The following is a 21539-nucleotide window of genomic DNA, read 5'->3' as shown; positions in this document are numbered from 1 at the left end:
GATCTCCTCATTCAAAGTCCCCCTTAGTTAAATTAATTAGTTCACCTTGAATTCCTATAAAACTCACTTCATTTTTCTGATTCACATTTACATGTACATAATAGAAACATAGTCAAATTTAGATATATGTAAGCGTTAACATGATTGGTGATATGAACTATTAAAACAGAAAATGAGGAACGAAGTGAATTTGTTATAAGGAATATACCGGTTATACTAAGTATGTTAATATGACATCATGTGATGTGTCAATTGCAATATTACGACATAAAAATTCATGATGTATGGCTATAATTCGATATAAATCGACTGCTTCGAAGTTTATTGATAACTTAAAAAAGTGCCGAAAAGCCCCCGGGGACTTCTCGGCACATTGAACAAGCGATATCCTTGCTTTTGTTGAACTGCAGTTTTATTATCCTATCCGTTATTTTTCACAATCATACGATGTTCAATGATGTTCAGCTCGGGAACTGCTGTTCCATGCAACTGAGAGATTAGCATATCCACGGCTAATTCACCCATCTGCTTCTCATCCTGCTCAATATGAGTGAAGATGGGTTGACCCAGGTGATCGTTCAGGGAGTCGAAACAAACAATCTCGAATTCCTCCAGAGATTTCCCCATCGAGTTGATGACCTGAGCCAGCATGGTAGCTATTAGAAATTCCGACGCGACAAACGCCTTTACATCAGGGTGTTGTTTCAAAAAATGCTTTACTGTTTCTTTATCACTTTCAATCGCTGTTCCGTTTATGTTCATGGGAAGGGTGCCCTTCAAGTTTGTCAATACATAATCTTTGTTCAAGTTCATTCCTTCTTGGGTGAAGGCAAACGTATATCCGAGCAGCCTTTCCTCCAATGTTGAAGTGTTCTCTTCCGGCGGAGATAAAAAGGCAATCTTTTTATGACCTTTGTTAATCAGATGGCGCGTAAGATCCATGGCTGCTTTCTTATTGTCTGTGTAAACCGAACAAACCGGAATTCCTTTTAGATATCTATCGACCAAAACAATTGGAAACCGATCCAAAACAAGACGAAGCAGCTCCGAATTATAGTGTTGACCATGAATGGGGGTCACGATTAATCCTTTGATGCCTAAACGAATAAATAAGTCGATCGCGCGTTTTTCCTCATCCCGATCCCCGCAAGTTCGCTTGATAATGAGTTGATAATTGTGCTCAGCACTCCGTTTTTCCATCGATCTAAGAAGTTGTAAGCCAAACTCGTCAGAAAAATTCGGTATAATAAACCCGATCAACCGCTTATCATCCTCCGGAACCAATGTCGTTCTTACCTCTGAATGGTGCTTAGGTTCTTGTCCTCCAATTATACCATCGGCCACATATGAGCCTTTTCCTTGTATTCGTTTGATAACCCCAGAATCCGCCAATTTCTCCAGAGCCTTTTTAGATGTAATACGACTGACGCCAAATTTTTCAGCCAACTCTTTTTCAGAAGAGACTCGATCTCCTTCTTTTAATCGGCCTTCTTTAATCTCTTGTACAATATAGATATATATCTGCTCGTATAAATGCAATTCCACAAAACCACCCTGACATCATAATATTAATATACTAAGTATATTACACGAGAATTAATTCGCAAACTTAATCATCGATAATATCATCTTTCATGAGAATAATGTGGAAATAACACTGTCTTAATCAAACAGAAAAGATCTCGTTATCATGGGGACTTAACCATCTCCCTTATGGAGATGGTGATCAACGGGGTCTCCACTCGCAAAGTTACTCAGATTAACGACGAACTCTGTGGCATGGAGTTTTCCAAGTCTACGGTGTCAGACCTCTGCATACAGTAGAACTTGTTGGATTCGTTTTCGCCGATCCACATGCCCAGCACATCTTTGTTCCCATCCAAATCAATGCCAATGACCATGTAGGCGGCTTTATTCACAATGGCCCCATCCTGCTTCACTTTAAAGTGAATAGCATCCATATAAACGACAGCATACACACCTTGAAGTGGCCGATTCTGCCATTCTTTAATGAGTGGCACGATTTTGTTGGTGATATTGGAGATAAGGTTAGGTGACACTTCGATCCCATACAGATTCTGCAGATGATCCTGGATCTCGCGGGTACTCACACCCTTGGCATACAAAGCGATAATCTGATCCTCGATGCCGGTTACGTTCTTTTGATGCTTCTGGACAACGACCGGTTCAAACTCTCCCAGCCGATTCCGCGGAACCGTGATTTCTTGCTCCCCGTACTCGGTGACCACGGTTCTAGCTTTTGCCATTGCGACTATTCGGTGTCATCTTGGCCTTGACCTATGCTTCTCATTGCCCAAATGCGTGTTGTCTAATTCGGCTTCCAACATCTCCTGCAGTGTTTCGGCAAACAGCTCTTTCAAGGCATTTTGTGCATCTTGAGCCGTGACCAGCTTATTCTCCTTAATGAACGCTCGCAGTTGCTCTTTTGTCCAGAGTTCCATGTATTCTCCCCAACCTTTCTATCACTTCCATTTTAATAGACTAGTTGTTTTCAAAGAATCCTTTAGGATAGTATTCATCATCTTCTATTTCAACATCGGGGTACCTAGTAAAAACGGTTTGGAACTCATCTGCTTCAATTAAGTAATTTATTACTTCGTAAATTCTCTCCCTACTTCCAATATCAATTAATACCATATCACTAGACCATAAATAGGCCCCATTCATACATTCTCCTGTGTTCCTGTTATTTTCTCTTATTGTTTGTATGTTTTTATATGTATAGAAACTCGCTATCCACTTCATTCGATTTGAAAAGACCACAATTACATCTGTATTTACATTCTCAGTATCCCATAGTCCCTCCGCCCACTGTTCTGCTTCTATCCAGACATATTTCTCTAGGTTTTTCATTACACTAACCTCTTCAGTAGTTATTATTCTCTATTTTTTTCAGGTTCTTATATTAATACTATTTATTTGACATCGGCATTTCGCCTAACATTCCCGCATTCACGAACCCTCACTGCCTTAAGCCCCGAAGGGGCGGCCGCGACGCGGTTAGGCAGTGCAGTGTTGTCGGCTTAATCCTCCCTCAGTCCCAGCTCCTGGCAACCAAGGGACGGCGTAGCCGCCCCGCAGCGTGAATGCATTGTGTGCCATCTTCGAATTACTATCAGGTTCTTTCAATTCTATATACAGCCTGCTCTGCTCCAAATCTCATTAGTCTGTTCTCAAGTTTCATGCCAACCCTCTCTAGCAACTTGCACGAAGAAGTATTGGCAATTTGAGTTTCAGACACTATTTTAGGTAGATTTATTTCTGTGAATGAATAATCAATCATTTTTCTAACAACTTCTGTAGCATATCCATTACCCCAATGTTGAGGAAGGAATTCATAAGATAACTCGATGTTCTTTACGTCATGATAACGGTCTAACGAAACAAAACCAATAAATTGATCAGCCTTGATTAATCGTACACACCAAAAATAAACTCCTGGCATCTTTGATTTACTCAATACCTCTTAAAAACTTATTCTTAAGTAGTAACTCATCGTCTGTTGTTCCTCCTAAGTATCTTCTTACCAGAGGATCTTTGTAAATCAGTATCACATCATCGAGATCTCCCGAAGCCAATTTTATTAGTTTACATCTTGGAGTAACTATCATAAAATCCTCCGATTTTCATTTTTTTTAGGTTTGCATTGATATAACATAACGTTGTTGTATCTACGAACCCTCACTGCTTAAAGGAGCGTAAGCAACTGGCCGCGACGCGGTTAGGTGGTGTATGGTTGTCTGCTTGATCCAGCTTTCACGAAAATCCTCGGGCAGACCAAGGAGTGATAGCGACACAGCGTAGATACGATGTTAAACGACGTGGGCATCTTCATCGGAATACTTATTTACTTCTTCCCTTTAATAATTGTTGCATATTTGCTTTCTGTTTCCTGAATTGATTCAATTTGAAAACCAATTGATTTGAAAAGACGAATATATTCATCTAATCCAATAGGGTAAAGCTTTATCATCCTATCATCACACTCAAACCACTCATTATCTTTACTAACTGATAATACAAATGATCCATTATTCTTTAGAGATATGTAAATATTACTTAAGGCTTTTTCCTTATCCTCTATGTGTAAAAATGTCAAAACACTGTAAGCTAGATCAAAGGTATTAGGACGAATAAAGTGGTTTATATCAGTATTTACTAATTCAAGGTTAGGATAAGTTCTTAGATTAGTCCTTGCTCTTTCTAAAGTCTTCGGTGATATATCTATTCCAACAAGGAATTGACACTCGGCATGTAATACCGTTTTTGCTATTCTTCCAGTTCCAATTCCAATATCTAGTACCATACTTTTCTTTGGATTTAGTTCATTGAAAAAAGAGGGACCATCCCATCTGTTCATATATGCTTGTAATTGTGGTGGGTCTTGTACTGGATCATTCCCCTCATCTATGAGCAATTCATAATGCTCAAGAGTACTTACAATCTTCATGAAAATTCATCCACCTTTATAGTTTTTTTGTCTTTATACCATGTCGAATAACGTTCTTGTTTCTACGAACCCGAGAGGCTTAAGGGAGCGCATCCGACCGGGTCCGACGGACTTAGCCTCGCAGGGTTGTGAGCTGAATCCACTTCTCTGCCTACCTCATCATACGAACCCGGGCGTAGCCCGCAGCGTAGATACTATGTTATGCGAAGGACATTCTGTGATACCTCTTCATCCTTAATTCTTTCTACAAATTATTAATCCGTGCGTGCTAATCCCAAGAATACTTCTTTCTCTACAAGTCTTAAAATGATAGTTTTTATAAATCTCAAACTTCTGTTCAGATAGTTCATCTACCTCATTACAAAGAGTGTGACTTAATCCATCTGTCCCTAAATGATCTATTATTGAAACATCAAATTGGTTCATAAACTCTTCAATTTCTATGGGTGTTGTATAATGTGAATCTGTCCAGAATGATTCTGGATCTCTTGCCTTTAAATTTCCGATGTCTATTACTTTACTAATTGTGCCTTCATTAATGAATTCAGGTATTTTCTTAACAAGCATTGGAACTACTGAATGCTTATTAATATAGGCTATTGCTAATATTCCACCAGAAGATAACACTCTTAATGACTCTTCAATTAATTTACGCCTCGCAACATCGTCGATTACATGATAATAAGGCCCGAAACATAAAACTATATTAAAGGACCCTGACTCAAATCGGCTTAGATCTGTGGCATCTCCGACAATTGCCTTCAAACTAATATTCTTATAATCAGATTTTTTCTCATTTATTTTGTCTATATTGCTTGGTGTTACATCTAGTGCTGTAACTACGTGCCCTCTATTTGCGTAGAAGAATGAATATGCTCCTGTTCCCGCACCTAATTCAAGCATCCTCGATGAATTTTGAATAACTTCTTCTAACGCTCTTATGCTTGTTAGAAATTCAATTCTTCTAGAATTTCTTTGAAAACGTAGTTCTTCATCAACAACATCGTAAAAACGAATAATTTCTTCCATGGATAGTCCCCCAATTAATAAATAACTTCTGTCTTTCGTATAACGTTCTTGTATCTACGAACCCTCACCACCTTAAAGGAGCGATAGCGACTGGCCGCAACGCGGTTAGGTGGTGCAGGGTTGTCTGCCTGACTCCACTTCTTCGAAAAAGCATCTGGCAGACCAAAGAGCGTTAGCGACGCGGTGTAGATACAGTGTTATAGGATGTCAGTGCCTTCTTGAAGTCCCCCGAATTATTTAGATTATATATCTACTTTCATTCCCGGTGACATTACCTTCAAAAATAAACTCCTGTGCAGGTTGATTCCCTAACTTAGATTGTTTATATTCACCACTCGTATACTCGTAAATGACCTTCTCCCAAAATCTACGCGATGGGATGTTATTCTCCATTTGTGGGACAATCCATGGACCTGAAAACCGGCTGAAAAGTTGATGAGCAGCCAATCTACCAATTCCTTTATTCTGATATTTCCTCAAGACAAAAAAAAATTCAGACATTAACCATCTATAATCTTTATCATTCCCGCTGTAATCAAATTTTCTAACCAGTGCTAATCCTGCCAAATTATCTTCCGAAAAAATCAAAAATGCTTGTCTATCTTCATCTGTCCAATAATGATCCAAATATCGATATCCGTACAGACCAAACTTATTCAACTCGATTTGTTCTGAATAGCAACTTAATTCATAAAGATAAAGTTCAAGCAAATTCTTTAAGACTTCCTTCTCTTCATATGTTGGAGATTTCAGTTCAACTTTCATGAATTATTCTCCTTCTACTCAAATTTAAGTTATTGAATGATTTGAACGATTTGCACTGATTTCCTATAACGTGTATTCAAACGACGTCCCACCGACTTAAGGATCCGCCAGGGTAAAGTCGGTTCGGATGTGTCCGCAGAATCATCTTCCCTGCCGATCGCTTCTCGCGGACCGAGGGTCGGCACAGCCGATCCGAAGCGTGAATATAGTGTTATAGGATGTAATTACCTTCTATGCACAACCTACACAATGTTCTTAATATAAATCCCATTCACTAAACTTCTCAGAGTACCCAATTAATACTTCTATTTCATCGGGTAAATATTCACTATCAATAAAATAAGCTGTCAACCGAGCGTGGCCTTCAAGTACAACTACTTTCGACTTTTCATTCATTGACACAAAGATTAGTCTTGGAAACGCTATTCCTTACTTGATCGCTAAAGAGATATCAATAAATCCCTGGTTACTAACTCCAAAAACTTCAATTTGATTAATGATATTCTTCGATGCATACATAGGAAGTCTAGTACCACTTGACAATTCATTCCAATAACTATAGTTAATATACATTACTTCGCTTAGATCTTGCTTCTGAAAAACCGCTTTATACCATTTAACTTCTGTAGGAAAATTCTCAAACAAATCTGTATTGCAGCCAAATCCTCTTGTCTGACCTAGAATATCTCTTCTTAATTGGTTCTCAGTTTTATCATTCAAATTAGGTTTAGTTATTAAACTTGAATCATGATCACCAAGAGCATCTATTATTCCGTTCTTAAATCTATCAGAGTTAAACTCTGCAAATAAAAACTCTGCTATTACTAATTCCTCTTGAACTTGACTAACTAACTTCACAGATTATCCCCCATACATTTGTATTGTGCTGATTTCCTATAACGTTGTGTATTCACGAAACGCCCCAACCTTAGATAGCTCTTATCTTAGGCTGGGGCGTTTGTTGTCTGAGCTTCCTTCCACGATTATACATCTGACAACCAAGGGGCGAAAGCCTCAAAGCGTGAATACGATGTTATGTGATGTCATTGCCATCATGAATAACTACAATTATTTTATTATCTCTACTATGATTCTTATTCTTTTCTATTAAAATTCCTTATCAAATTGCTAAAATTCTATTTTTCAAACCTGAGTTTTAATGTTTCCAACCTTTTTACTCGCTCAAACGCTTTATGTAAGTACTCATTAACCGATAAATCCTTATAGTCCCAATTCATGGCCTCTATTGCAGTCGCACCTGAATAATCTGTTCCCGCAATTTTTTTCATGATTGTAGACCAATCAATCGTGCCGTCAAAGGGTAACCCGTGTTGGGCATAACTTCCGTTATTATCATGTAAATGTAGTGCCATCAGCCGAGAACCGTATATAGATTAAATCATCTTTTGGATAATGGCGATAGTGATGTCCGGAGTCATAACAGAACCCGATACGCGGGGAATCCACATGATCCAGCACATATGCCAAATTGGAAAGGTTCCATAAATTCTCCAGCGCAACATTGACACCAAGCTGTTCAGCTTTTTCAGTGATTCTCTTAATTCTATCCAATCCCAATATGTTACATGGATTATCCTCGTTAGGCAAGTGTAACACCATTGTCGGAATCCCGAATTCGGCGCAGTCTGTAATACATTGCAAATAGCAATCAGTTACGATTTCACCGTCCAGATTGTCAAGCCAGAGGTTGTTTTCACTTTGGACTGGTGCGTGGATATTTTCTATATAAAGACCCGCTTCTCGCGCAATTTGCGGCCCTTTGCGGTAATCTTTCTGGCCAAAGTAATCACGCCCAAAGCCATCGCTCCACCATAATAAAACCCCATCAAATCCAACTTCTTTTATCAACTGAAAACGTTCCTTATTCGGCAATTGATAGCCAAACCAATCATAAATAGTAAACATAAGTCGCTTCCTTTCCAGCTCTTCTATCCCTAAGAATGAACGCACCTTCAACTATCAAACTCTCTTTATGTATATTTTTTGAAAGTCGTATATTCACTACTATAATAAAGCCCCCTTTAATACTGAGTCCAGTAATCTGTATTACTCGTGGTGCTTGACGTCCGTTCTTTTTTTACCGTTTCGCTGCTCTGTTCTCATCGCTGCAAAATCTTAATGGATTGGACCAGGCACTTGTCATCCCAAATGATACACGTCTGATCTTCTAGCGTTCCAATCCGTAGGCAACCCTATAATCTCCTAAATCCCCCCAGTTTGATGTTGATATAGATATGACATGAAATGGCGAATAACAACAATTTAACTCTAAAAAGTTACAGGAATTTTTAAAATTCACTCTATTTTATATGTAATTATTTGCATTATTTTTACTCGTATGGTACATTTGTCCATAGTTGGCCAACCGCATAAACACTTAAATTATCAAAAGGAGTTGTGACACGTTATGAAAAAGACGATATTATTAGGACTACTCTTTTCAATAATTTTAGCAACTAGTGTGCAATCTGCTATTTTTGCTGACACATCCTCCCCCACAGAACAAGAAATGAAAGACGCTGTACATGAAAGTTATCATTTTTCCACAAATTTTGTGAACGATCTCACTCAAAATGATCTAGTCGAATACTTTAGTAACATTTCTAATCTCCAAGGAGTTTCTTATAAAGATAACTATTATAAAATTGAATATATACCAGTATCTGATCTAAGTAGTAAATTGATTGCTGATCCTTCAAACTATAAAGAAGTAGTTACTGAGGTGTCGAAAGAAGAAGCTGAACAAGCTGCTGCACAACAGAATTCTCAAATTAAACCATATGGAACAACTACTGTTACCACGAGTTGGCTTAAATTAGAAACAACAGTGGAAAAATACAGCTCTACTGAAGGTGGAGTATCCAGCCGATTTGAGTGGTTAACTTCTCCATTTTTTAGAGGAAAGGATGCATTAGCACTAGGATTAAACGCCAATACGAGTTCAATCCCTGGATCGTCTTCTGCAGTTTATAAGTATAAGTTTTATACAGATAGTGGAACATTAGTTTCTGATGAAGTAAACTATACTAAACCTGATACAGATCTTGCTGCTGGAATTTCATATTTTATGAACTTAACAAAAACAAGTAATTCAGTGTATAATGCTGGTTATATGAAATATAGATTCAAACCCAATGTAAGTAACCTAACGGTTGCTGATGCCTACTCAATGTATGCTCATAATGAGTCAACATTGACGATAAACCCCTCTGTTTCGTTCCCAGGAGGCGGAAGTGTCACGATTAGCCCATCTACTAAGTATGACAAAGTAACTGGACACTCAATAATAAACTGGTAGGAGGGATATAAATTAAGAAAAGAATTATAGTTCTATTCTCCATAGTCATAGCTATTCTGTTGATTTTAAACCTTATCCAACTAACTCAGATTACTAATTACAAGAGAACAATATCAAACGTAAACAATAGCTTCCTTTCTGAGCTTGACGGATTAGCACAAGGGATTAAAGAGGACACCGTCCCTGATAGTCTAGTTTTAAGCCAGGCAAGTAAAGTTGCTGCGCTTTCAGATTTTTCGAGCTATAAATTTCACTACGGTCATACGCTTGAAACTAGATTGTTAGAAATGCATAACAATAAGCAGCCAGTGCACAATGCTCCTGAGATAAAAGATATAATTACATCATTAAAAAAGAACTTTAGTAATGATAAATTAATAAATCGCCTAGATTCCTTATTGAATGGAAATCAATAGCTTTATCTCGGAGCAAACAACAATGTTGCTCCGTTTTTTTCTGCATGGATTACCTGAAACTTACTTATAACGTAAGATTATAATTATAGAGCTTTAATGTTGTCCAGTATTCTCTCAGTTCATTTTGTGATATGAACTAAAATTCAAACTGCGTGAGTATTTACACCAGCGATGCAGCAACTCTGTCTAATTCCCATGTGTATATCGATTGTGACGATCAAGAAGCTGGTTATATGGTTGCTCACGGAGGCCCCCCTTGAAAGGTATACCCCTAACCAAGTAACACGGTATCTGATTTTACGATGTGGAAATGGTTTATCATCGCCCTATCACTCCATATGGACAAAGTAAAAGGCTCCCCGCAATTTGCAGGAGAGCCTTTTTACCGATGCTATCGGATCACAACGGCGATTCCGTATATGTTGAAATTAATTTACACAATTTGTATCCATCTGTAAATCAAAACACAAACCTTAACGTCTCAAAGAAAAAAGTTATGACAAAAGGAAATATATTACAACACAGGAATGCGATCAAGGGCTAATGCCCGCGGTAGGAATGCTGTGTTATCGGATGTCAGCGCCTTCTTCGAAATATACCTTTCTCTTCTTTAAAGATTTGAGAACTCAAGATCAGATAAACAATTGTATGTGATTTCTTCACATTTCACATTTCACCTTTAATTTTTTTATAAACTGCTTCTAATAATTCCGATTTTTTTAATATTAATTATTATCGATAAAATACAATTGATAGAAGTAAGACCCATCCAAATAAATATTGAATACGACATCCACACCTTTATCATTAAATAATTATTGTCTAATAGATAGGGCCAGATCATTACCAATACCAAAAGCATAATGCTTAAGATTAGTGCAATACTACTTCCTGTCATTTTTCTGAACCTTGTCTTTTCATCTTTAATATTTAGTTTTATTCCTCTAACGAGTTTAATTGCTTGGACACATAAGATAATGACGGCTATTATTGCTAAGAATGAAAATACTATATCAATTAATAGATTAACGTCATCATAATTAAATTTTTTCATATGATTTCCATTCATATTCTCATATATGTTATTAGCAATTAGCGATGGTGCAGTTGAATTCAAATTAGCCAGAACAAATATGGCCTGCTGCTTTTCCAAATCAATAAGAACCTGTGAGGAGTAATTAGGATTAGATCCATTATGACTAACAACTCTTTTTTTCGTATGAATACTCCATCCAAATGAATAGTATTGATTTTCACCTTCGTATCCCGCCGTTTTGATGTCGACTTGATGTGATTGTTGTATTGCTTTCAATAAATTATCTGGTATATCGCCTATCCCCATTTGGGCATTAATCCAGCGTTCTAAATCTTTTGAATTCGTTACCAAATATCCTGCAGCGATATTCCCATAATATCTAGGGGCATCATATTCTAAGCTCCTTCCAAAAAATACACGATATCCTTTGGTAAGTTTATCAGATTCCTTTTCCTGACCTGTTGAAAAATAACTATCAGTCATTCCTAAAGGAACTAGTATGTTTTCAGTCATGTATTCCTGATAACGTTTGCCTGTAACTTTTTCAATAATCATCGCTAAAATATCATAATTAACTGTAGCATAATTATATGCTGTCCCAGGAGAAGTATCTAATGCAATGTCTGACACATTATGTATCGTTTTTTCAAGCATATCATCCGTGGGACCTTCAGGAATTAACCGAATACTCCACGGGGGAATTCCACTTGTATGAGCTAACAACTGATGAATCGTAATATTAACTTTCTCCCCCTTAATGGTTGGCTCAAACGATGGAATATAGTCTGTAATAGAATCTGTAAGAGATAAGTAGCCCTCATTTTCTAATAAAATAACGGCCAAAGCCGTAAATGCCTTTGTAGTCGATCCCAATTCAAATAATGACTCTTCAGTCACCCTCTTCTTATTATTAACATCCGCATATCCGTAATTCTTATATTTTGTCTTGCCCTGCTCTGATACTACCATAGCGACCCCTGGAGTCGCCGATTTGGCCATGATGGTTTCCACCATATTATCCGTAGTATCATAATTCCCTGTCCTTACCAAACCCCCAAGTTCATCCCAACACGCTATAGTAGTAATGATTGCGATAAGTAGGATGACACATACTGTTAATGTGCCTGTTTTACTATGTATTTTCTTCATTGTGGTTCTCCCTATTGTAAATCTTCTAAATAATAATGAACCATACTATATAATTAAACAACACCAAAAAACCTACTTTGTGCCGTTATGGCTTAGAAAAACATACTTCTTAAAGCCAATTAATTCTTTGCGCTGATTTCCGATAACGTCTTACGCATTCACGAACCCGGGAGGCTTAAGCTGCCCTGGTGATCAAACGAAGTGATCGCCCCGCCGGGTCGAAGACTTAGCCTCGCAGGTGTTGTCCGCTGAATCCGCTTCCTAGAAATGCTTCCTCCGGACCGAGAGGCGAATGCCCCGATGCGTGAATGCGTTGTTATCGGATGTCAGTGCCTTCATCGATTACACTATCGTTCTCTGTTACTTTAATTCTAACAGTGGTAAGCACTATTGATGACCGACAAGACCGTCCCAAGACCAGTGTGGGATTTGGAGTCCTTCTGGAACGTCATTGGCGGAACCTGGATATCTTGCCATCGTGTTGATTGTGGTCCAGGCAAAATAGTCGTGAAGTACCTGTCTTAGTTTGTCATTAGTTGCAATGCCTACATCGACCAACGCTTGATCAAAACAGACAATAGCTCGTTTGTCCATATCATTGTGAGGACCGTTACCGCTATGAAGGCGAACAGCGGTGGTTTCATTACCATATTCTTCGGTATAGCGTTGCGGACCTCCCAAAGCCTCTGCCCAGTACGCCGCCAGCCGCTCCGTGTGTTCAGGGTGATAACCATGACTAAACGCATGGCTTACCACCTCATCCTCCAGTACTCGAGCATGCCAAGCCTCCGCCAACTTCAACAAACCCTCGTGACCACCAACTGCTTCATATACGGTTTGCATTTCATCATCTCCTTGGTATTGATCTAAAAAAACAGTGCTAGAATGGGTAATATTGCACTCTACCGCCTCTTTAGTTGAATCACTTTTTTGGTTTTGCATTGATTTCCGATAACGTTCTTGTATTCACGAACCCTCACTGGCTTAAGGGGCGCCAGCCCCGGGTCCGACGGACTTAGCCAGTGCAGGGTTGTCTGCTGATTCAGCTTCTCCGAATTAACCTCTTGCAGACCAAGGGCCGTCAGGCCCGCCTCGTGAATACGTTGTTATAGGATGTCAGCAACTTCTTCGAATTAACCTAAGCTTTGTTTGCATTGTTTAACCATGCTTCTAATACTGAAACCATTTCTTCATAAGCCTTAAGTGCATTGATTGTGCCTATAACATGATTTGTTCCCATTTCCTGCTCGCTTTCGTCTGTGCATTCAATCTGTAATGAACGTTTAAGACTATATTCCAACCAGTCTAACTTGCTTAAGTTCTAATACAATTCTCCAATCTGTAACTACAATTCCATAACGTTCTTGATATCCACAAACAAAAGCATGAAATTTGTCTTTGTCTATTCCACCGGATTCATTCAAAGACCAGTAAACAGCCGTTTCAATCAAATCGTGTTTTGGGTTTATTTCACCAGCTGATTCCCAATCAATTATCCTAGGATTATCTTGTTTCCACATAACATTCTTAGGTTCCAAGTCTCTATGACTGAAAACACTTTCCGCAGCTAACATTTTTGAAGAACGTTTTGCTTTGTTATTCCATAGAAATAACAGTTCAATGTTATCGGATAAGAGGTTTACCCAAACAGAATGCATCCCTCTCCCTTTATTTAAATAGAAGTTCCAGTCAATTTGTTGTATCTCATTGTAAGATTCATTAGTATTGCCAATCTGTGAGAAATCTGTTTTATGAATTTCAGCAAGTATCGATCCAATCCTTTTACAATTAGCCTTACTGATCTCATGTGACTTCAAAGTGTGGCCTTCAATCCAATCAAAAATTATATAGAATTGATTGTCAATGTTCTGTAAAAATGCCCCATTATATATCTTTGCAGGTTGAGCGGGTATATGATTAGATGTAATACTCACGATTCTTTCAGATTTGATATAATTATTAAGCGCTGTAGGTCTCGCCATAATCTGTGGGTTTAGTGCTTTGACAGCATATTTCCCCTTGGAAGTTTCGACTGCAAACATCCTATGTAAATGACCACCTGCTATTGCTTCAGGGGCTTTGATTAATTCACCAAGTTCCAATATTTTGCACAATTTTTCAAATTTCAAATTGTATTGATAGTTCATTGTTATTGGTCCTTTTCTAATTGTATTTTTGTATTGCGCTGATTTCCTATAACGTTCTCGTATCTACGAATCCGAGAGGCTTAAGGGAGCAACGCGACCGGGTCCGACGGACTTAGCCACGTAGGGTTGTGAGCTGATTCCGCTTCTCTGATTACTTCATCTGGCGAACCAAGGGCCGAACGGCCCGCTGCGTAGATACTATGTTATGAGATGTCATCGACCTCGTCGAAATACTGAAATAATCTTTTAGTTTTTAATCACTTCAATACTGCGCTTTAATAATTCTAATACTGATTTAATATTCTCATACACCACTGACGAGCTAAAATATTCTTGTACATACTCTATCACGACCCCATTTTCATCTATTCTTCGTACTAATCCTGGCATGTTCGGAGAGTAATTGTGAGTTATGTGGTTCCTATAAGTATTCGCATTAATAAATTCAAAATTGCTTATAATTTCAGACAGCTTTAGGAACATATCATCATCTTTACCTTTTAGTTGCCTAACCACTTTCTTAAATTCAATTTGCTTTATCTTCAAATTATACTGAATGTTAAGTATGTGCCCAACTACTTCCCAACATGAAAACACTTTAAAATAAAAGACATCCGAGTAATAATCAAACTTTTCTTTATTTCCAAAATGATGTGGTTCAAAATCTTTAAAGATTTCGTTGTTATTTCTCTTTTCAGTTTCATCAGGTATTCCTAGTTGATAATAATAAGTTAATAAAATATAACTTTCTACAAGTGATCTAAATCTCTGTATTAACAGTAATCCATATGAGTTAATTATCGGACTATCAAATATATCAATTGCATTTAGATTATTGTTATAAAAGCTAGAAGATGAAAAACTAAATCCTACAAATGGGCTACTATTAAAGATATTCTTCCATTCTTCTTCGTTAGGATATCTAATATATTTCATTTTTCTCCTTCTTTTCCGATGATTTCTCGTAACGTTCCTGTATCTAGGAACCCGAGAGGCTTAAGGGAGCGAACGCGACCGGGTCCGACGGACTTAGCCTCGCAGGGTTGTGAGCTGAATAACTTCTCTGCCTACTACTCCTTGCGAACCAAGGGCGCAGCCCACAGCGTAGATACATTGTTATATGATGTATCTGCCTTCTTGAAAATGCTTAAATAGTATCATAAAAGATGTTTTTTATGTACGTTAGATCTCCATATCGAATCTCTATGGGATACTCTGATATCTCCTGTTTCAGTAAATCAATACTTTTATTTATTTCACTTTTAATTTCTGCCCTTCTGTGAATACTATATATTACATCCTTCATTGCCCCAAAATCTTCAATTGAACTGCGTACTCCTAATTTCACCATATTATGCTGATCGGTAAAATCATGAAACAAATCTATTAATATAAAACTTTCCTTATCATTTCTCTTAAAAAATACAATAACGTCCCCCTTGCCAACACTATAAGTTCCTTCGCCGTATGATAAATATTTACTATATAATTCCGTTATATCGAGTTTGATATTAAATTGTCTAATTAATTTTTCTAATGCCTCATCTGTATCATCAATCAAATCAAAAAACGGCAAATAAAAAGATACTTCAGTATATCCCTCCATTGTCAGTTCCTTTCTTTCATCTAATTAAATATTGCAGATATTTCATATAACGTTCTCGTATTCACGAACCCGAGAGGCTTAAGGCCACGAAGTGGCCGGCTGCGCTTGCGCAGTTAGCCTCGCAGGGTTGTCCGCCTGATTCACTTCCTCGAAATCCCTCGGATCGGACCAAGGATCGGCTTCAGCCAATCCGCAGCGCTGAATACGTTGTTATACGACGTACGCCACTACTTTGAAATACTTGCAAGTATATCTTTAATTTCTATTAGGTTCTTAATTGATCTATATTCATTTGAAGGTCTTTCAAAAAAGTCATCTTCCTTCCAGATTCCTATCATTCCAGCCTTTATACTCGCTTCAACATCGTTAACTGGATGGTCTCCTATAAAAATCGCTTCGTGTGGTTCTATTCCTAAACGTTTTAATGCTCTCATAAATATCTCAATATTAGGCTTTCTTACACCTTCAATTTCTGAAATCAAGATCTCATCAAAATAATGATCAATCTTTAGACCCTTTATATTATTCATTTGAAATCGACCGAATCCGTTTGTGATGATGCCTAACTTTATATTCATTCCCTTTATGTAATCTAGTAGTTCAATCAAGCCTGGGAACCCAATACAATGATTCTGAAATGATTCTGAAATGACTCAACATAATCCTCTAATAATTCTTCCATAGTTAATTCAAGATTCATTTCTTCAATGAGACTTTGATAGACCTTATCTTTCCACACATATCCCTTCTGATCCAGTTCAATAAATCTTTGAATGAAAACATGCTTTTCAAATTTATGAAAAGCATGAATACGATTATATTGATTTTCAAGAAAAGCGATCAATGACTGAGCGCGATCAAGTATTGTTCCATCTAAATCAAATATGATACCTTTTATCATTGCTCTCCGCCCTTTGGTGTATGTCGTATAACGTTATTTTATCTATGAACCCTCACTGCCTTAAAGGAGCGTATGCGACTGGTCGCGACGCGGTTAGGCTGTGCAGGGTTGTCTGCTGAGACCGCATCTTCGAAAATTTCTCGGCAGACCAAGGAGCGAATGAGACGCGGCGTAGATACGTTGTTAGGCGATGCCGCGTTGAACTACTTACACCCTATTAATTCAAGATTTCCAATACATATTTAATTTGCTTTTTACTCTGCCCTTCTATTGTTTCAATTTTTTCTTCTAATTCTTTAAATCCGCTCTTCTCATAAAACGCTCTTCCTCTGTGGTTCTCTTTCGCTACCCAAGCAAACAGTTTCTTTATTGGCTTTAAAACTTGAATATATTCCTGAATGAAGCCTTTTCCTATTCCAATTTTATGATAATCAGGTCGTACATAGATTCTTAGTAATTCATATTCTTCTTCATTTACTTGACTTGTTTGAGCATATCCTACGACTTCGTTATTAAATTCAGCTATCAAAAAACTCCGTTTGGGACTTTGAAGATCTCTCTCTACAGCTCGACTTAAATTTTCATTAGAATAAGCCCTGCTTAGAAATTTATGAATGAAATCTTTTGAGTAAATTCCTTCATAAGTATAAATCCATGTTTCATGAGCTATTGATTGAACGTGCGGGATATCCTCACTTGTAACAAACCTAATTGTGATCATTTGGTTATCCTTCTTTCCTTATATGGTATTTGCTCTTCAGCGGTTTCGCCTAACGTTCCTGTATTCACGGCGTCCGACGAAGTCGGATGTGTCTGCTGAGTCTGCTTCCCTGAAATCCAACCAGCAGAACAAGGCTCCGTTAGGAGCCGCAGCTTGAATATTATGTTAGACGACGGAATCTCTTCATGAATCGACCTTCACTATGTATCTTCTGCAGGTACATATTCAATCAGATCAGATAATTTGCAGTTAAATGTATCGCATAGCTTGAATAAGGTTTCTAATTTTGTTGTTTCTATATTGGTTTCCCTGTATAACTTGTTAATTGAATTCCGACTTAATCCTGATTTCGCCATCAATTCAGTTATATCATCTATTCGATGCTCTGCCATAAGTTCTCTTATATTACACTTGATAATGCTCATTTTTTCCCCTCCATAATTCCATCTTATCTCTCTTACCAGCAATCATCAATGAAAAGCGAAGTATTAACTCTATAAAGTCAAATATTCACCTCGTAATTAACCCTATAGAGTTATATAATAGCTCTATAGGGTTAAAAAGGAGGTCTAACATATGGTTAATACATTAGATTCACTAGCAGAACCACTCATAAGAATACGATTGGAATTACTTTACTCTGAACTTTCAGAACATCATACCGAATACAGTCAACTTACTTCAGAAACAGATCAATATTTCAGAACGCTTCGTGAAGCTTTACCCGATCAACTTCAACATACAGCTTTTCTTTACGAAGACGCTCAAATTTCTCTCCAGTCCATCCTAGAAAGAAGTATCTACATACAAGGTTTCAAAGATGCTCTACAACTCTTTTGTGAGTTACAGAACTCTGGCATTTAGAGGGTCTTCCGACCCTCTGTTCTATTATTATTGATTCTGTCGTATAACGTTGTTGTATTCACGAACCCAAGAGCCTTAAGTGACCGCAGGGAACGGGTCGTCAGACTTAGGCTCGCAGGGTTGTCCGGCTGACTCTGCTTCTCCGAAGTTCATCGGCCCGGACCAAGGGAGCTTAAGCTCCCGCAGCTTGAATACATTGTTATGCGCGGTTACTGTCTTCGAAGCATCACCAAAAAACCATTGATTAAGATCCACCTCTATTTTTTACTTTGGTATAAAAACTCAACTTCACCATCTAACAAATATCGATATTCAAATAATTGCATTGTTCTTTCCCTTATTCTCTCTTTTATAACCATGGCTAGGCTTACCGCTCCTTTTGATCCAAGGTAACCATTATTAATAAATGTCTTCTCTACAAATTTTGTTTCCCTTAAGTGATACTGTAACCATTCTTTCTGCGATTCAATTAGTGCTTCTCTTGGTTCTCTATCCAATTTAGAAAGAAGTTTTTTATATATTTGATTCAACTCTCTATCCCAAATCTCTGTATATTTGCCTTCCAACGCCCCCCATCCCAGTGTTGTAATCTTTTCTTTGGAATCTTGATATTCATTAAATTCCACTTCATAATCATGATCTATAGGATTTCGAAGCATTTTATCATAAAATTCTCCTTTCAAATCATAGTTCCCAATGCTCATGGATAACACTTTATTATTAGAAGGATCTGATCGACCTCCAGTTATTTCTTTCGATTCTGTTCCATTACCTGTACTCACTACATCAGGAGGCAGTCCAGAATTCAGTATTGATTTAGTTTCGCTGTTCAAGGTAGCCGATTGACTAATATTTTGACAAGATGAAAACACTATCGTAATAAAAAATAATAAGAGTATCTTACCTTTCATAAATGATCTCCCTAAATATTATCTTTAATTTACCGGTAATGGCGCATAACGTTTCTGTATCTACGAACCCGAGAGGCTTAAGGCGTAGCGCGCCAGGTCCGAAGGACTTAGCCTCGCAGGGTTGTTCGCTGAATGCACTTCTCTGCTACATCATCTTGCGAACCAAGGGCGCAGACCGCAGCGTAGATATAGTGTTATATGCTGTCGACACTTCTTACGAGTTACTTAAAAGTCATTTCCATTTCTATATTTCTGAGCGATTCAAAAAAGTATCTCGCATCAAAAAATTCAACTTTAATAGAGCTATCTTTAAACTGTTCAGTAATCTCATGAATTATATTCGCACTATTACCCACATCATATATTCCAAATGCAAGCTTTCTCACGGATGAATTTTTAATTGCATCAATTATGTGCTTATCACTTTCCTTATCCAAAGACTGACCATATATCGTTAATCCTTCAGAACTTTTAATTAAAGCCTCATAGCAGAAACGTAAGTACTTATTATTTAATATTCTATTTAATTTTTGTTTCCACGTGCCTTCAGAAATATATAAGGGAAAATATCCAGAATCATACGTCTCGGTAATAACATTTAATAAAGGTAATTCACTTAAGCCCACGGGGTTTCTACTTTTAGTTATCTTTATTATTTCTCCATCGTCCATATAAAAATGTAACGAGCCATGTAGATGATACAATCTTATTGGATTATCCTCTTTTGAAACTCCTGGTCCTGCTCCAAACATTATCATATCTGAATCAGCATCATATCCGAATCCATCAGAAACTGTTCTGTTAATACCTCTAACTTTATTTAGGGCCCAATAAGCCAAAAGATCATAATTTGTAGTAAAAACCTTTTTTTCATATATCCTAAAAATAGTTTTTAGATCATTAACTTGCTCAAAAGAAAGCTCATGTGGTTCAGGGTGAACTTTTCTAACTGTTTCTATTAGAGCATCTTTTACTCTTTCATAACTTTCTTCTAAAGTTCCATGTTTTATTCCATAAATTAAATTTGTATCTATTGTGCTACATAAAATCCTTAGTACATGTTCAAAATTTGTTGTTTCTAGTTTACTGAAAAGCTCAATATCTTTCCCTGAAAATAACTGCTTTGCTTCTTCAAATAAATTGCTGTACATAAATCTACTCCCAAAATTAATCGAAAATCCGTTGCCGAATAGCAAATTTGTTAGATATATATCGTCTTGTTTAATTAGTTCTTCGAATGTTTTTAAGTCTTCCATGATGTTCCATCACTCCTAATATGATCTTGTCGATTGCATATAACGTCTTGTATTCACGAATCCGAGAACCTTAAAGCGCAGAGCGCCGGGTCCGTCAGGACTTAGGTTCGCAGGATTGTCTGCCTAAATTCCACTTCCCCGAATTGCCTCGGGCAGACCAAGGTCCGGAGGACCACAGCGTGAATATGGTGTTATCTGATGGATACGCCTTCTATGAAACACTAACATTTATTCCAGAATTAAGTCGTTTGTCTTATCGTGTTTTACTAATTCGCTTTTTGAATAGAACTTAACTATCTTCCTATTTTCAATTGCATATTCAATTTCTTTTCTTGTACTACTGCCAATGTAACCACCAACATCGATAACAAATATTTCATCTGACATATCAATTTTACGAAAATGGATTTTCCCAAATAATTCTGCCTGTTCCTTGGTAATCTCAATTCCTTCGCTTTGCTCAAAAAAAGCTAAACTAATAACAATATTACCTTTAAGGGTTAAGTATCTATTCGCTTGTTCAAATTCTTTCTTGAATTTTGTTGATCCACATAGTGTTATGACCTTCATTGTATTCACCTCTGTTATTTCTTGTACGCTGATTTCTCATAACGTTCTTGTGTTCACGACGCCAGAGGCCTAAGGGGACAAGGTCCCCGGCTGCGCTTGCACAGTTAGCCTCGCAGGTGTGTCCGCCTGAATCCACTTCTCAGAAATCACATCGGCGGACCGAGGGCCCAAAGGTCCGATACCTTGGACAATTTCTTGGGAAATAGTAAGTAAATTCATGTTCTTTGTCAATTGCCCAAACTACTGCCGGAAAATCCTTTCGATTTTGATTCTCACGTGGTACAAATATATCGATATTGGGATCTTCACTAAAGTGATAAAGCATATTACTCACCTCAACATATTAATGTTTTCAAGCAATTTCGCCTAACGTTTGGT

Annotated in this window: 24 protein-coding genes and 2 pseudogenes; 3 read left to right on the top strand and 23 right to left on the bottom strand. The window is 37.5% G+C overall.

Translation table 11 applies throughout. From position 1 onward, the window contains the following. Window positions 1–420 precede the first annotated feature (420 nt). The gene (locus tag MKY48_RS14055) at window positions 421–1545 is read right to left on the bottom strand and encodes a GntR family transcriptional regulator (RefSeq protein ID WP_339293234.1); all 1125 of its coding nucleotides are present in this window, start codon (window positions 1543–1545) and stop codon (window positions 421–423) included. A 153-nt stretch (window positions 1546–1698) separates the two neighbouring features. Between MKY48_RS14055 and MKY48_RS14050 the strand changes: the two are divergent. After that, a pseudogene (locus tag MKY48_RS14050) lies at window positions 1699–1815 on the top strand (transposase); the annotation flags it as partial. A 5-nt stretch (window positions 1816–1820) separates the two neighbouring features. Here MKY48_RS14050 and MKY48_RS14045 read toward each other — a convergent pair. From MKY48_RS14045 to MKY48_RS14005, 9 genes and pseudogenes are all read right to left on the bottom strand, one after another. After that, window positions 1821–2462 (bottom strand): annotated as a pseudogene (locus MKY48_RS14045) (transposase); the annotation flags it as partial. 40 nt (window positions 2463–2502) lie between these two features. Then, window positions 2503–2874 carry a hypothetical protein gene (locus tag MKY48_RS14040; RefSeq protein ID WP_339293233.1) on the bottom strand — a complete coding sequence of 124 codons (372 nt, stop codon included), beginning with the start codon at window positions 2872–2874 and terminating at the stop codon, window positions 2503–2505. A gap of 262 nt (window positions 2875–3136) precedes the next feature. Further along, complete coding sequence (locus MKY48_RS14035) at window positions 3137–3481, bottom strand: GNAT family N-acetyltransferase (protein WP_339293232.1); 345 nt, start codon at window positions 3479–3481, stop codon at window positions 3137–3139. A 387-nt stretch (window positions 3482–3868) separates the two neighbouring features. Continuing rightward, window positions 3869–4471, bottom strand: coding sequence for a class I SAM-dependent methyltransferase (locus MKY48_RS14030; RefSeq protein ID WP_339293231.1), 603 nt, complete (start codon window positions 4469–4471; stop codon window positions 3869–3871). Window positions 4472–4705: 234 nt separating this feature from the next. Then, complete coding sequence (locus tag MKY48_RS14025) at window positions 4706–5500, bottom strand: class I SAM-dependent methyltransferase (protein ID WP_339293230.1); 795 nt, start codon at window positions 5498–5500, stop codon at window positions 4706–4708. 237 nt (window positions 5501–5737) lie between these two features. Continuing rightward, window positions 5738–6265 (bottom strand): GNAT family N-acetyltransferase, encoded by a 528-nt coding sequence (locus MKY48_RS14020; protein ID WP_339293229.1) that lies wholly within the window; start codon window positions 6263–6265, stop codon window positions 5738–5740. 429 nt (window positions 6266–6694) lie between these two features. Further along, window positions 6695–7123 carry a hypothetical protein gene (locus MKY48_RS14015; protein ID WP_339293228.1) on the bottom strand — a complete coding sequence of 143 codons (429 nt, stop codon included), beginning with the start codon at window positions 7121–7123 and terminating at the stop codon, window positions 6695–6697. A 278-nt stretch (window positions 7124–7401) separates the two neighbouring features. Further along, window positions 7402–7638, bottom strand: a complete 237-nt coding sequence (locus MKY48_RS14010; protein ID WP_339293227.1) for a hypothetical protein — start codon at window positions 7636–7638, stop codon at window positions 7402–7404. Beyond that, window positions 7619–8236, bottom strand: a complete 618-nt coding sequence (locus MKY48_RS14005) for a TIM barrel protein (RefSeq protein ID WP_339293510.1) — start codon at window positions 8234–8236, stop codon at window positions 7619–7621. The genes MKY48_RS14010 and MKY48_RS14005 overlap by 20 nt, the downstream gene beginning before the upstream one ends. Window positions 8237–8693: 457 nt before the next feature. Between MKY48_RS14005 and MKY48_RS14000 the strand changes: the two genes are divergently transcribed. After that, window positions 8694–9584: a hypothetical protein gene (locus MKY48_RS14000; protein WP_339293226.1), complete on the top strand. Its 891-nt coding sequence runs from the start codon at window positions 8694–8696 to the stop codon at window positions 9582–9584. Between the two features lie 1104 nt (window positions 9585–10688). On the opposite strand, the gene MKY48_RS13995 is transcribed toward MKY48_RS14000, so the two are convergent. The 9 genes from MKY48_RS13995 to MKY48_RS13955 form a co-directional block, all read right to left on the bottom strand. Continuing rightward, the gene (locus MKY48_RS13995; protein ID WP_339293225.1) at window positions 10689–12185 is read right to left on the bottom strand and encodes a serine hydrolase domain-containing protein; all 1497 of its coding nucleotides are present in this window, start codon (window positions 12183–12185) and stop codon (window positions 10689–10691) included. Between the two features lie 387 nt (window positions 12186–12572). Then, window positions 12573–13127, bottom strand: a complete 555-nt coding sequence (locus tag MKY48_RS13990) for a group II truncated hemoglobin (protein ID WP_339293224.1) — start codon at window positions 13125–13127, stop codon at window positions 12573–12575. A gap of 347 nt (window positions 13128–13474) precedes the next feature. Then, the gene (locus MKY48_RS13985) at window positions 13475–14332 is read right to left on the bottom strand and encodes a phosphotransferase (protein WP_339293223.1); all 858 of its coding nucleotides are present in this window, start codon (window positions 14330–14332) and stop codon (window positions 13475–13477) included. 246 nt (window positions 14333–14578) lie between these two features. Next, window positions 14579–15268 (bottom strand): Cthe_2314 family HEPN domain-containing protein, encoded by a 690-nt coding sequence (locus MKY48_RS13980; RefSeq protein ID WP_339293222.1) that lies wholly within the window; start codon window positions 15266–15268, stop codon window positions 14579–14581. Window positions 15269–15479: 211 nt separating this feature from the next. Next, window positions 15480–15938, bottom strand: a complete 459-nt coding sequence (locus tag MKY48_RS13975) for a hypothetical protein (protein ID WP_339293221.1) — start codon at window positions 15936–15938, stop codon at window positions 15480–15482. Between the two features lie 227 nt (window positions 15939–16165). After that, entirely contained in the window at window positions 16166–16546 is a 381-nt protein-coding gene (locus MKY48_RS13970) for an HAD-IA family hydrolase (RefSeq protein WP_339293220.1), read from the bottom strand. Further along, complete coding sequence (locus tag MKY48_RS13965; protein WP_339293219.1) at window positions 16543–16839, bottom strand: HAD hydrolase-like protein; 297 nt, start codon at window positions 16837–16839, stop codon at window positions 16543–16545. The genes MKY48_RS13970 and MKY48_RS13965 overlap by 4 nt, the downstream gene beginning before the upstream one ends. Window positions 16840–17056: 217 nt before the next feature. After that, window positions 17057–17560: a GNAT family N-acetyltransferase gene (locus MKY48_RS13960; protein WP_339293218.1), complete on the bottom strand. Its 504-nt coding sequence runs from the start codon at window positions 17558–17560 to the stop codon at window positions 17057–17059. Window positions 17561–17760: 200 nt separating this feature from the next. After that, window positions 17761–17985: a helix-turn-helix transcriptional regulator gene (locus MKY48_RS13955; protein WP_339272635.1), complete on the bottom strand. Its 225-nt coding sequence runs from the start codon at window positions 17983–17985 to the stop codon at window positions 17761–17763. Window positions 17986–18136: 151 nt separating this feature from the next. Here MKY48_RS13955 and MKY48_RS13950 point away from each other — a divergent pair, with 151 nt between their 5' ends. Next, window positions 18137–18424, top strand: coding sequence for a DUF6809 family protein (locus tag MKY48_RS13950; protein WP_339293217.1), 288 nt, complete (start codon window positions 18137–18139; stop codon window positions 18422–18424). A gap of 257 nt (window positions 18425–18681) precedes the next feature. On the opposite strand, the gene MKY48_RS13945 is transcribed toward MKY48_RS13950, so the two are convergent. The 4 genes from MKY48_RS13945 to MKY48_RS13930 all read right to left on the bottom strand — a co-directional run bounded on the left by MKY48_RS13945 (window position 18682) and on the right by MKY48_RS13930 (window position 21486). After that, window positions 18682–19335 (bottom strand): lysozyme inhibitor LprI family protein, encoded by a 654-nt coding sequence (locus MKY48_RS13945; protein ID WP_339293216.1) that lies wholly within the window; start codon window positions 19333–19335, stop codon window positions 18682–18684. Between the two features lie 221 nt (window positions 19336–19556). Continuing rightward, on the bottom strand, window positions 19557–20591 hold the full coding sequence (locus tag MKY48_RS13940) for a DUF4917 family protein (protein WP_339293215.1): 1035 nt from the start codon (window positions 20589–20591) through the stop codon (window positions 19557–19559). Window positions 20592–20819: 228 nt separating this feature from the next. Beyond that, the gene (locus MKY48_RS13935; RefSeq protein ID WP_339293214.1) at window positions 20820–21161 is read right to left on the bottom strand and encodes a hypothetical protein; all 342 of its coding nucleotides are present in this window, start codon (window positions 21159–21161) and stop codon (window positions 20820–20822) included. A 139-nt stretch (window positions 21162–21300) separates the two neighbouring features. Then, on the bottom strand, window positions 21301–21486 hold the full coding sequence (locus MKY48_RS13930) for a DUF6886 family protein (protein WP_339293213.1): 186 nt from the start codon (window positions 21484–21486) through the stop codon (window positions 21301–21303). Between the last annotated feature and the right edge of the window lie 53 nt (window positions 21487–21539).

Origin of the sequence: Paenibacillus sp. FSL W8-0187, from assembly GCF_037969755.1 — a bacterium.
Lineage (GTDB): Bacteria > Bacillota > Bacilli > Paenibacillales > Paenibacillaceae > Paenibacillus_AQ.
This window is presented reverse-complemented; position numbering and strand designations above follow the sequence as displayed.

Excerpts from the sequence above, each read along its gene's own strand:
- MKY48_RS14025 (WP_339293230.1), bottom strand. The coding sequence starts at position 5,500 with ATGGAAGAAATTATTCGTTTTTACGATGTTGTTGATGAAGAACTACGT.
- MKY48_RS14010 (WP_339293227.1), bottom strand. The coding sequence starts at position 7,638 with ATGGCACTACATTTACATGATAATAACGGAAGTTATGCCCAACACGGG.
- MKY48_RS14030 (WP_339293231.1), bottom strand. The coding sequence starts at position 4,471 with ATGAAGATTGTAAGTACTCTTGAGCATTATGAATTGCTCATAGATGAG.
- MKY48_RS14020 (WP_339293229.1), bottom strand. The coding sequence starts at position 6,265 with ATGAAAGTTGAACTGAAATCTCCAACATATGAAGAGAAGGAAGTCTTA.
- MKY48_RS13990 (WP_339293224.1), bottom strand. The coding sequence starts at position 13,127 with ATGCAAAACCAAAAAAGTGATTCAACTAAAGAGGCGGTAGAGTGCAAT.
- MKY48_RS13975 (WP_339293221.1), bottom strand. The coding sequence starts at position 15,938 with ATGGAGGGATATACTGAAGTATCTTTTTATTTGCCGTTTTTTGATTTG.
- MKY48_RS13950 (WP_339293217.1), top strand. The coding sequence starts at position 18,137 with ATGGTTAATACATTAGATTCACTAGCAGAACCACTCATAAGAATACGA.
- MKY48_RS13935 (WP_339293214.1), bottom strand. The coding sequence starts at position 21,161 with ATGAAGGTCATAACACTATGTGGATCAACAAAATTCAAGAAAGAATTT.
- MKY48_RS13985 (WP_339293223.1), bottom strand. The coding sequence starts at position 14,332 with ATGAACTATCAATACAATTTGAAATTTGAAAAATTGTGCAAAATATTG.
- MKY48_RS13995 (WP_339293225.1), bottom strand. The coding sequence starts at position 12,185 with ATGAAGAAAATACATAGTAAAACAGGCACATTAACAGTATGTGTCATC.
- MKY48_RS13980 (WP_339293222.1), bottom strand. The coding sequence starts at position 15,268 with ATGAAATATATTAGATATCCTAACGAAGAAGAATGGAAGAATATCTTT.
- MKY48_RS14040 (WP_339293233.1), bottom strand. The coding sequence starts at position 2,874 with ATGAAAAACCTAGAGAAATATGTCTGGATAGAAGCAGAACAGTGGGCG.
- MKY48_RS13930 (WP_339293213.1), bottom strand. The coding sequence starts at position 21,486 with ATGCTTTATCACTTTAGTGAAGATCCCAATATCGATATATTTGTACCA.
- MKY48_RS13965 (WP_339293219.1), bottom strand. The coding sequence starts at position 16,839 with ATGATAAAAGGTATCATATTTGATTTAGATGGAACAATACTTGATCGC.
- MKY48_RS13945 (WP_339293216.1), bottom strand. The coding sequence starts at position 19,335 with ATGAAAGGTAAGATACTCTTATTATTTTTTATTACGATAGTGTTTTCA.
- MKY48_RS14000 (WP_339293226.1), top strand. The coding sequence starts at position 8,694 with ATGAAAAAGACGATATTATTAGGACTACTCTTTTCAATAATTTTAGCA.
- MKY48_RS13960 (WP_339293218.1), bottom strand. The coding sequence starts at position 17,560 with ATGATCACAATTAGGTTTGTTACAAGTGAGGATATCCCGCACGTTCAA.
- MKY48_RS13940 (WP_339293215.1), bottom strand. The coding sequence starts at position 20,591 with ATGGAAGACTTAAAAACATTCGAAGAACTAATTAAACAAGACGATATA.
- MKY48_RS13955 (WP_339272635.1), bottom strand. The coding sequence starts at position 17,985 with ATGAGCATTATCAAGTGTAATATAAGAGAACTTATGGCAGAGCATCGA.